General features: G+C 59.8%; 9 protein-coding genes. 2 read left to right on the top strand and 7 right to left on the bottom strand.

The window, feature by feature from the left end:
- Window positions 1-83 precede the first annotated feature (83 nt).
- Entirely contained in the window at window positions 84-1,091 is a 1,008-nt protein-coding gene (locus tag WLY71_RS10175) for a glutathione S-transferase family protein (protein ID WP_347803452.1), read from the top strand.
- A 121-nt stretch (window positions 1,092-1,212) separates the two neighbouring features.
- Here WLY71_RS10175 and cysG read toward each other — a convergent pair whose 3' ends face one another.
- From cysG to WLY71_RS10210, 7 genes are all read right to left on the bottom strand, one after another.
- Window positions 1,213-2,607 carry a siroheme synthase CysG gene (cysG, locus tag WLY71_RS10180; RefSeq protein WP_347803453.1) on the bottom strand — a complete coding sequence of 465 codons (1,395 nt, stop codon included), beginning with the start codon at window positions 2,605-2,607 and terminating at the stop codon, window positions 1,213-1,215.
- On the bottom strand, window positions 2,608-3,888 hold the full coding sequence (gene serS, locus WLY71_RS10185; RefSeq protein WP_347803454.1) for a serine--tRNA ligase: 1,281 nt from the start codon (window positions 3,886-3,888) through the stop codon (window positions 2,608-2,610). It lies immediately after the preceding gene.
- A gap of 15 nt (window positions 3,889-3,903) precedes the next feature.
- A complete protein-coding gene (crcB, locus tag WLY71_RS10190) occupies window positions 3,904-4,278 on the bottom strand; it encodes a fluoride efflux transporter CrcB (RefSeq protein WP_347803455.1) in 375 nt (124 codons plus the stop codon).
- Complete coding sequence (locus tag WLY71_RS10195; protein ID WP_347803456.1) at window positions 4,278-5,600, bottom strand: replication-associated recombination protein A; 1,323 nt, start codon at window positions 5,598-5,600, stop codon at window positions 4,278-4,280. The genes crcB and WLY71_RS10195 overlap by 1 nt, the downstream gene beginning before the upstream one ends.
- A 151-nt stretch (window positions 5,601-5,751) precedes the next feature.
- On the bottom strand, window positions 5,752-6,375 hold the full coding sequence (gene lolA / locus WLY71_RS10200; RefSeq protein ID WP_223430568.1) for an outer membrane lipoprotein periplasmic chaperone LolA: 624 nt from the start codon (window positions 6,373-6,375) through the stop codon (window positions 5,752-5,754).
- 65 nt (window positions 6,376-6,440) lie between these two features.
- Window positions 6,441-8,843 (bottom strand): DNA translocase FtsK, encoded by a 2,403-nt coding sequence (locus tag WLY71_RS10205; protein ID WP_282480688.1) that lies wholly within the window; start codon window positions 8,841-8,843, stop codon window positions 6,441-6,443.
- Window positions 8,840-9,112, bottom strand: coding sequence for a hypothetical protein (locus WLY71_RS10210; RefSeq protein ID WP_347803457.1), 273 nt, complete (start codon window positions 9,110-9,112; stop codon window positions 8,840-8,842). The genes WLY71_RS10205 and WLY71_RS10210 overlap by 4 nt, the downstream gene beginning before the upstream one ends.
- A gap of 38 nt (window positions 9,113-9,150) precedes the next feature.
- Between WLY71_RS10210 and trxB the strand changes: the two genes are divergently transcribed.
- Window positions 9,151-10,110, top strand: coding sequence for a thioredoxin-disulfide reductase (trxB, locus tag WLY71_RS10215; protein ID WP_347803458.1), 960 nt, complete (start codon window positions 9,151-9,153; stop codon window positions 10,108-10,110).
- The last annotated feature ends 16 nt before the right edge of the window (window positions 10,111-10,126 follow it).

Consider the following 10,126-nt stretch of genomic DNA (forward strand, 5'->3'; position numbering starts at 1 on the left):
TAAGCGCCCAACCTTTGCGCTTTTTTATCGAACCTATGCGAATAGACTCCTCTCCAACGCTTATTGGCTGAGGAGTCTTGAACATGGGTTTGTTAGTTGAAGGTCGCTGGCATGACCAGTGGTACGAAAGCGGCAAGGACGGTACGTTCCAGCGCGAACAGGCGCAGCGTCGTAACTGGCTGACCGCCGACGGCAAACCCGGCCCGACAGGTGTCGGAGGCTTTGCGGCCGAGGCCGGTCGTTATCACCTCTACGTGTCCCTCGCCTGTCCATGGGCTCACCGCACGCTGATCCTGCGCAAACTCAAAGGCCTCGAAAGCCTCATCGACGTCTCGGTGGTCAGTTGGTTGATGCTGGAAAACGGCTGGACCTTCGACCAGAACCTCGGATCGACCGGGGACAAGCTCGATCATTTCAATTTCATGCACCAGCGCTACACCGCCGATACCGCCGACTACACCGGCCGCGTCACGGTGCCGGTGCTCTGGGACAAACAGCAGAATCGCATCGTCAACAATGAATCGGCGGAGATCATCCGCATGTTCAATGGCGCCTTCGATGATTTGACGGGCAATGACCTGGATTTCTACCCGGCACCGCTGCGGGGTGAGATCGATGCGCTGAACGAACGGATTTATCCGGCGGTGAACAATGGCGTGTATCGCGCAGGGTTTGCCACGGCGCAGAAGGCTTATGAAGAGGCATTCGACGGGTTGTTCGAGGAGCTTGATCGGCTGGAACAGTTGCTGGGCGCCAATCGTTATCTGACCGGTGAGTACCTGACTGAAGCTGATATTCGGCTGTTCACCACATTGATTCGCTTTGATGCCGTGTATCACGGGCACTTCAAGTGCAACCTGCGGCGGATCGCCGATTATCCGAACCTGTCGAACTGGCTGCGGGAGATTTATCAGTGGCCGGGGATTGCCGAGACGGTGGATTTTGAGCACATCAAGAATCACTACTATGGCAGCCACAAGACCATCAATCCGACCGGGATCGTGCCTAAAGGGCCGGCGCAGGAATTCACAGCACCGCATGATCGCGAGCGGTTGAGCGGGAAAGGGGTTTGGCTCAAGAGCCAGGCCTGATCTGAAATACTGGGCGGTTTTGAGGGCCCCATCGCGAGCAAGCTCGCTCCCACAGGGGATTTGTGAACGACACAAATCAAATGTGGGAGCGAGCTTGCTCGCGATGGGCGCGACGCGGTCTCTAGACTTGCGCCTGAGCGCCCTCGAACCACGCCAGTTTCTCGCGCAATTGCACCACTTCCCCAACGATCACCAGCGTCGGCGCATGCACTTCATGCTCCGCCACCAGACTTGGCAAATCCGCCAACGTGCCGGTAAACACCCGCTGATTAACGGTGGTGCCCTGCTGGATCAACGCCGCTGGCGTATCCGCCGCGCGACCATGCTTGATCAACTGCTCGCAGATGATCGGCAAACCCACCAGCCCCATGTAAAACACCAGGGTTTGCGCCGGCGCGACCAGGTCGGCCCACGGCAAATCGGTGGAACCGTCCTTGAGGTGCCCGGTGACAAAACGCACAGACTGCGCGTAGTCGCGGTGCGTCAGCGGAATCCCGGCATACGCCGCGCAACCGCTGGCCGCGGTGATACCCGGCACCACCTGGAACGGGATGCCATGGGCCGCCAGTTCTTCGATCTCTTCACCGCCGCGACCGAAGATGAACGGATCACCGCCCTTCAACCGCACGACCCGCTTGCCTTGTTTGGCCAAATCCACCAATTGCTGGTTGATCTGATCTTGTGGCACAGCGTGATCGGCGCGACGCTTGCCGACGTAAATCCGCTCGGCATCGCGACGGCACAAATCCAGAATTGCTGGCGCCACCAAGCGGTCATACAGCACCACATCGGCTTGCTGCATCAGACGCAAGGCACGGAAGGTCAGCAGGTCGGGATCACCCGGGCCGGCGCCCACCAAGTAGACTTCGCCCGTTGCATCCGGCGCTTCACCGGCAATTTTCGCCAGCATCAAGCGCTCGGCTTCGGCGCCCTGCCCGGCCAGTTGCCGGTCGGCAATCGGGCCCTGGAACACATCTTCCCAGAACGCCCGACGCTGCTGCACATCCGGGAACAGGTGTTTGACCTGGCTGCGAAAACGCGCTGCCAGGCCGGCCAGTTGACCGTAGGTGGAAGGAATCCAGGTTTCCAGTTTGGCGCGGATCAACCGCGCCAGCACCGGCGCATCGCCGCCGCTGGAGACCGCTACGATCAAAGGAGAACGGTCGACGATCGCCGGGAAGATCACGCTGCACAAGGCTGGCGCGTCCACCACATTGACCGGCACACAACGCCGATGGGCATCAGCGGAGACTTGTGCGTTCAGCGGTTCGTCATCGGTGGCGGCGATGATCAGCCCGCAACCGTCCAGGTCCGACTCAACGTAGCCTCGCACCAGACACTCGCCACCGCTGCCGGCAACCAGTTCGCGCAGTTGCGGTTCGATGTCAGGTGCGACCACCCGCAGCAGCGCACCGGCTTCGGCCAGCAGGCGGGATTTGCGCAAGGCAATCTCCCCCCCGCCGACGACCAAGACACGACTGCCGCGAAGGTTATGGAACAGCGGCAGATAGTCCATTTAGCCGATGACCTCAAGGCCACCCATGTACGGTTTCAGCACGTCCGGCACACGGATCGAACCGTCGGCTTGCTGGTAGTTTTCCAGCACCGCCACCAGCGTACGACCGACCGCCAGGCCGGAACCGTTCAAGGTGTGAACCAGTTCAGGCTTGCCGGTTTCCGGATTGCGGAAACGCGCTTGCATACGGCGGGCCTGGAAATCACCGCAGTTGGAGCACGACGAAATCTCGCGGTATTTGTCCTGGCTCGGGATCCACACTTCCAGGTCGTAGGTCTTGACCGCGCTGAAGCCCATGTCGCCAGTGCACAGCGCAATAGTGCGATAAGGCAGCTCGAGCAATTGCAGGACTTTTTCGGCATTGGCAGTCAGGCCTTCCAGCGCTTCCATCGAGGTCGACGGTTCAACGATCTGGACCATTTCAACCTTGTCGAACTGGTGCTGACGGATCATGCCGCGCGTATCGCGACCCGACGCGCCGGCTTCACTGCGGAAGCATGGGGTGTGGGCGACGAACTTGATCGGCAGCAGTTTCGAATCGACAATTTCGCCAGCGACGATGTTGGTCAGCGACACTTCGGCGGTCGGAATCAGGTACAGATCGGCTTCGCCTTCGCGAGTGATCTTGAACAGGTCTTCTTCGAACTTCGGCAGCTGACCCGTGCCTTGCAGCGCCGGCGCTTGAACCAGATAAGGCGTGTAGGCCTCTTCGTAACCGTGTTCGCTGGTGTGCAGGTTGATCATGAACTGCGCCAGGGCGCGGTGCATACGAGCAATCGGACCACGCAACAGGGCGAAACGGGCGCCGGACAGCTTGGCGGCGGTTTCGAAGTCGAGCCAACCGAATTTCTCGCCCAGGGCGACGTGATCCTGAACCGGGAAATCGAACGCGGTCGGGGTGCCCCAGCGGCGCACTTCGACGTTGCCGTCCTCGTCGCCGCCGATGGGTACAGATTCGTGTGGCAGGTTCGGGATGCCGAGCAGAATCGAGTCCAGATCGGTCTGGATCCCGTCCAGCTCGACTTTACCGTCACTCAACTCGTTCGCCATGCGCTCGACGTCAGCCATCAGCGGTGCGATGTCTTCGCCGCGCTGCTTGGCCTGGCCGATGGATTTGGAGCGCGCATTACGGTCAGCCTGCAGCGCTTCGGTGCGGGTCTGGACGGTCTTGCGCTGTTCTTCCAGCGCTTCGATGCGCGCAACATCCAGCGTGTAGCCACGGGATGCCAGGCGGTCCGCTACGTCCTGAAGGTTGCTACGTAACAGTTTGGAATCGAGCATGTCGGTCTCTCGTTATCAAAGTTTGGTCAAGGACAGGCCAGCCCAGGTAGCGAGCAGCCCGCCGAATACGCTGATGGCAGCATAGCCGAAGGCCAGCGGCATTTGCCCGGTTTCCAGCAGGCGCACCGTATCCAGTGAAAAGGATGAAAAAGTCGTCAGCCCCCCGAGGAAGCCGACCATCAACCCGGCGCGCACCTCAATCGGCACTTCCGGGCGGATCAAAAACAGACCGTATAGAACGCCGATCAGCAAACAGCCGACGATATTAACGGCCAGCGTTGCGGTATAGAAGTGCCGTGGCCAATTAGCGTTGATCCAATTACCGGTGGCAAAGCGCAAAAGCGTTCCGGCGATACCGCCCACAGAAACGGCAACGATCATAGGGATCACTATTTTCTCCGCTGCCGGGGACTGAGGCGGTCAAGTTGCGCAAGGTGGTTGAGCTTTTCGCCGATCTTCAGCTCCAGGCCACGCGGCACCGGCTGATAGAACGGTTGTGGCTCGAGTTCTTCCGGGAAATAGTCTTCGCCAGCAGCGTAAGCGTCCGGCTCATCGTGGGCGTAACGGTATTCGTCGCCATAACCCAGTTGCTTCATCAGCTTGGTCGGCGCGTTGCGCAGGTGCAGCGGCACTTCCAGCGAACCGTGTTCGGTGGCGCTGCGCATCGCGGCTTTGAAACCCATGTACACCGCATTGCTTTTCGGCGCGCAGGCCAGATAGGTAATGGCCTGAGCCACCGCCAATTCGCCTTCCGGGCTGCCGAGGCGCTCCTGCACTTCCCACGCCGCCAGGCACAGGCTCAAGGCGCGAGGGTCGGCGTTGCCGATGTCTTCGCTGGCCATGCGCACCACCCGCCGGGCCAGGTACAACGGATCGCAACCGCCGTCGATCATCCGTGCAAACCAATACAGCGCACCATCGGGGTTGGAGCCGCGCACGGATTTATGCAGCGCAGATATCTGGTCGTAAAACGCTTCACCGCCCTTGTCGAAACGCCGACGGGTATCACCGAGCAGGCTTTGCAGCAGGTCGACGCCGATCTCGCTGTTGTCTTCAGCCAGGTCCGAGGCGTTTTCCAGCAAGTTCAGCAGACGCCGGCCATCGCCATCGGCAGCCGACAGCAGCATCTGGAAGCCTTCATCGCTGAGGGTCAGTTGCCGCGCTCCCAAACCACGCTCTTCGGTGAGGGCTCGATGCACCAGTTTGCGCAGGGCCGCTTCGTCGAGGCTTTTGAGCACGTAGACTCGGGCTCGGGAGAGCAACGCGTTGTTGAGTTCAAACGAGGGATTTTCAGTGGTTGCGCCGATGAAAATCAGCGTGCCGTCTTCGACGTACGGCAGGAACGCATCCTGCTGAGACTTGTTGAAGCGATGCACTTCATCGACGAACAGGATGGTCCGCTTGCCGTACTGCCCGGCCTGCTGCTTGGCGATTTCCACCGCCTGACGGATTTCCTTCACGCCGGCCAGTACCGCCGAAACCGTTTCGAAGTGCGCATCCGAGACTTCCGCCAGCAGCCGCGCCAGGGTGGTCTTGCCCACACCCGGCGGGCCCCAGAAAATCATCGAGTGCAAGGCACCCTGCTCCAGCGCTTCGCGCAAAGGCTTGCCGCGAGCGAGCACGTGTTCCTGACCGACGTACTCGTCCAGATTGGCGGCACGCAGGCGTGCTGCCAAAGGTTGAGCGATCGGGGCACTGCGAAACAGGTCCATCACTACTTATGAAACCTCACTGGGTCCTTGAACACCGCAGTTACTGTGGGAGCGAGCTTGCTCGCGATGGCGGCATTACATTCAACATCAATGTTGACTGACCCGACGCTATCGCGAGCAAGCTCGCTCCCACAGGGTTTTGCGTCTGCTCTTATTCCTGGATCACATCGGCACCCTTCGGGATGTCGAACTTGAACTTGGACGCCGGGATCGGCTCGTTGGCTTTCACGCCGGTGAACAGGATGTTGGTGCGCTGACCGACGCTGTCGATCATCTGCATGTCATTGACCAGGCCATTGCGGAACGACAGACGCAGGCTGTCGAACAGGGTGTCCTTGGTTTTCGGCTTCAAGGTGAAGTCGATCACGCCACCGGCTTCCTTGGCGCTGATGTCGAAGCTCTGACTGATCTTGGACACGTCACCGGACAGCAGCAACGCCGGGGTCTGGGTCAGGCGCTGATCGAGGTTCTTGATGGTGGCCTGCTCCAGGTCCGGATCCCACAACGTCACCTTCTTGCCGTCGGAGACCATGGTTTGTTCGGCCGGCGCGTTGGTGTGCCAGTAAAACAAGCCAGGACGCTGCAAGGACATTTCACCCGCGGTTTCCTGCAATCGGGTGCCGCTGCCGTCGAGGGTCAGCTGGGAGAAACGCGCGGTCAGGGTCTGGGATTTTTCCAGCAATTGGGTCAGACGCGCCACGTCCTTGTCATCGGCGTGGGCCGAAAGCGTGGTCAAAGCCAAAACCGGCAGCAACAGCATGCGGATAAGACGCATGGGAGTCCTCATAACATTCGTGGGGGTGCGATGGCGCGTCATTACGCCACCGCGTTTCAATCAATTCAGTCGCGTACCGGGCCCGGAGCCAGGACTTCACGCGAACCGTTGGTGTTCATGGACGTCACGACCCCGGCCATCTCCATGGCTTCGATCATGCGCGCGGCGCGGTTGTAGCCGATTTTCAGCTTGCGCTGAACCGCAGAGATGGACGCTCGACGGCTTTCCAGTACGAACTGCACAGCTTCGTCGTAGAGCGCGTCGGATTCACTGTCTTCGTCGCCACCGCTGCCGCCTTCAAAGCCACTACCCGGCTCTTCGACACCGGCGAGAATCTCGTCGTTGTACTCCGGCGCGCCGCGCAGTTTCCAGGCTTCGACCACCCGGTGAACTTCGTCATCGGACACAAAGGCGCCGTGGACACGAATCGGCAGACTGGTGCCCGGCGGCATGTAAAGCATGTCACCGTGGCCCAACAGCTGTTCGGCACCGCCTTGGTCGATGATGGTTCGCGAGTCGATCTTGCTCGACACCTGGAACGCCATACGCGTCGGAATGTTGGCCTTGATCAGACCGGTGATCACATCAACCGACGGCCGCTGGGTCGCGAGGATCAAGTGGATACCGGCCGCACGCGCCTTCTGGGCGATACGGGCGATCAGTTCTTCAACCTTCTTGCCGACGATCATCATCATGTCGGCGAATTCGTCCACCACCACGACAATCGTCGGCAGCTTGGTCAGCAGCGGCGCTTCGTCGTGAATGCTTTCGCGCTTGTACAACGGATCGGTCAACGGCGTACCGGCGTCCTGGGCTTCCTTGACCTTGGCATTGAAGCCCGACAGGTTACGCACGCCCATTTTCGCCATCAGTTTGTAGCGACGCTCCATCTCCGCCACACTCCAGCGCAGGGCGTTGGCGGCGTCCTTCATGTCGGTCACGACCGGGCACAACAGGTGCGGAATGCCTTCGTAGATCGACAGCTCAAGCATTTTCGGGTCGATCATGATCAGCTTGGCGTCTTCCGGGCCGGACTTGAACAGGATCGACAGGATCATCGCGTTCACGCCCACCGATTTACCGGAACCGGTCGTACCGGCTACCAGCAAGTGAGGCATTTTCGCCAGGTCGGTGATGACTGGCTTGCCGCCGATGTCGTGGCCCAGGGCCAGGGTGACCGGTGACTTGAAGTTGTCGTACTCAGGCGTCGACAGCACTTCAGAGAAACGCACGATCTGGCGATCTTCGTTAGGAATTTCGATACCGACGGTGGTCTTGCCCGGAATCACTTCCACCACACGAACGCTGGTCACGGCCAGGGAACGTGCCAGGTCTTTCGCCAGATTGGAGATGCGGCTGACCTTGACGCCGGCCGCGGGCTGGATTTCGTAACGGGTAATCACCGGGCCCGGGTGAATCGAATCCACCGAGACTTCGACGCCGAATTCCTTGAGCTTGATTTCCAGCAAGTGGCCAACCGCCGCCAGGGATTCAGGCGAGTAATTGAGTTGTTTCTTTTCTGCCGGGTCGAGAATCGAGATCGGCGGCAAGGTGCCTTCGACGGCGCTGTCGACGAACAACGGCGCCTGCTTCTCTTTTTCCACGCGCTTGCTGGGCGCCGATGGCTTCGGCGGCGCTGGGGCAATCACCGGCGGCACCTGCTTCTCACGGTCCGACATGTGTTTGCTCAAGGCTTGCTCGCGTTCGATCAGGCGTTCCTTGACCTTGGCCTGCTCGCGTTTGTCGGTGACGGTCGGCGCCACCACGTCATGGACGCGATCGTCGACTTCACGCAATTGGGCGACCAGTTGCTTGCGTTCGCTGCGGGCGGCCCACCAGCGGTTGGCCGCGCCCTGGAACAATTCGAACAGGTCGAGGGTGATCTTGCCGGTGAGGTCCATCACTTTGAACCACGACAGGTCGGTGAACACCGTCAGGCCAAACAGGAACAACGCGATGAACAACAGCGTACTGCCCTGGATATTCAGGGCGTTCCTGGCCAGATCACCGAGGCTTTCGCCCAAAGCGCCGCCAGCGCCGGCCGGCAGTCCGGTCGCGGCGTGGAAATGAATATGGGCCAGGGCCGCGCCCGACAGCACCAGAAACACCAGGCCGATCAGGCGCCAGGAGAACAGCCAGCCGCTCCACTCCCACTGCTCGTGGCGTTGACGGAAGATTTGATATGCCTTGATCGCCAGCAACAGCGGGAAGATGTAGGCGAAGTAACCCAACACCATGAACAGGATATCGGCGCTGTAGGAGCCGACCGGTCCGCCGAAGTTCTGCACATCGTCGATCTTGCTGTTATGGCTCCAGCCCGGATCGTCCTTGCCGTAGGTCAACAAGGCCATCATCAGGAACAGGCACAAGCCGCCGATGGCGATCAATGCACCTTCCTTGAGCCGGTAGTGCAATTGCTGGCGCCAGAGCGGAACGACTGTTTTTGGTGCTGCGGTGGATTTCTTCAAAACGCTTCTTTTCCTGCGCCCATGGCGCGTCCATCTGTTGAATGACTATAAAAAACTGCCCAATCCAGGCAGGTAAAAAAGTGAACAGGCGTAACTGAGACTACTTTTAACACTACGCTCCGGTTTTTATAAACACGGCGCGCGGCACTTATTTTATTACAAACACTGTAACAGGCAGGCATTGTACGGGTTTGTTCGTCCGATGCCATGCTTGAAAACCAAGGTGTAGCATAGCCAACAGCACATAACGCGCGGTTCAATTTGAGCATGCATTCTCTTTTGTGACAAAGGCTTATGAGGTGTTTTTATGAGCGAAGCGAAGCATTCCCGCCTGATCATTCTGGGTTCCGGCCCTGCCGGTTACAGCGCAGCCGTTTATGCCGCCCGCGCCAACCTCAATCCCGTTGTCATTACCGGCATACAGGCAGGTGGCCAGCTCACCACCACCGTCGAAGTCGACAACTGGCCCGGTGATGTTGAAGGCCTTACCGGCCCGGTGCTGATGGAACGCATGCAAAAACACGCCGAGCGCTTTCACACAGAGATCGTCTACGACCACATTCACACTGCCAAGTTGCAACAGCGCCCGTTCGAACTCATCGGCGACAGCGGCACTTACACCTGTGACGCGCTGATTATCGCCACCGGCGCCTCGGCGCAATACCTGGGGCTGCCATCGGAAGAGACATTTGCCGGCAGAGGGGTTTCAGCTTGCGCGACGTGCGACGGTTTCTTCTACCGCAATCAGGTGGTCGCAGTCGTTGGCGGCGGCAACACGGCAGTTGAAGAAGCGCTGTACCTGTCAAACATCGCCAAGGAAGTTCACCTGATTCACCGGCGCGACAAGTTGCGCTCGGAGAAGATTCTTCAGGACAAGCTCTTCGAAAAAGCCGCCAAAGGCAATATCCGCCTGCACTGGAACCAGAATCTGGATGAAGTGCTGGGTGATGCCAGCGGTGTGACCGGCGCCCGCCTGCGGGACAGCCACACTGGCGAAACCAGTGAATTGCCGCTGACCGGCGTGTTCATCGCTATTGGCCACAAGCCCAACACCGACCTGTTCGAGGGCCAGCTGAAAATGCGTAACGGCTATCTGCTGGTCAAGGGCGGCAGCGAAGGCGATGCTACCAGCACCGAAATCCCGGGCGTGTTCGCCGCCGGTGACGTGGCCGATCACGTTTACCGCCAGGCCGTGACGTCTGCCGGGGCCGGCTGCATGGCCGCGCTGGACGCCGAGAAGTATCTCGACGACATTCCAGTCGTTTGACGGCACACTTCACGGC

The sequence above is a fragment of the Pseudomonas rossensis genome (assembly GCF_039888995.1).
Classification (GTDB): Bacteria; Pseudomonadota; Gammaproteobacteria; order Pseudomonadales; family Pseudomonadaceae; genus Aquipseudomonas; species Aquipseudomonas rossensis.

What these genes read in the sequence shown, in the direction of transcription:
- trxB (WP_347803458.1), top strand. Translation starts at nt 9,151, where the DNA reads ATGAGCGAAGCGAAGCATTCCCGCCTGATCATTCTGGGTTCCGGCCCT.
- WLY71_RS10175 (WP_347803452.1), top strand. Translation starts at nt 84, where the DNA reads ATGGGTTTGTTAGTTGAAGGTCGCTGGCATGACCAGTGGTACGAAAGC.
- cysG (WP_347803453.1), bottom strand. Translation starts at nt 2,607, where the DNA reads ATGGACTATCTGCCGCTGTTCCATAACCTTCGCGGCAGTCGTGTCTTG.
- WLY71_RS10195 (WP_347803456.1), bottom strand. Translation starts at nt 5,600, where the DNA reads ATGGACCTGTTTCGCAGTGCCCCGATCGCTCAACCTTTGGCAGCACGC.
- serS (WP_347803454.1), bottom strand. Translation starts at nt 3,888, where the DNA reads ATGCTCGATTCCAAACTGTTACGTAGCAACCTTCAGGACGTAGCGGAC.
- WLY71_RS10210 (WP_347803457.1), bottom strand. Translation starts at nt 9,112, where the DNA reads ATGCTCAAATTGAACCGCGCGTTATGTGCTGTTGGCTATGCTACACCT.
- lolA (WP_223430568.1), bottom strand. Translation starts at nt 6,375, where the DNA reads ATGCGTCTTATCCGCATGCTGTTGCTGCCGGTTTTGGCTTTGACCACG.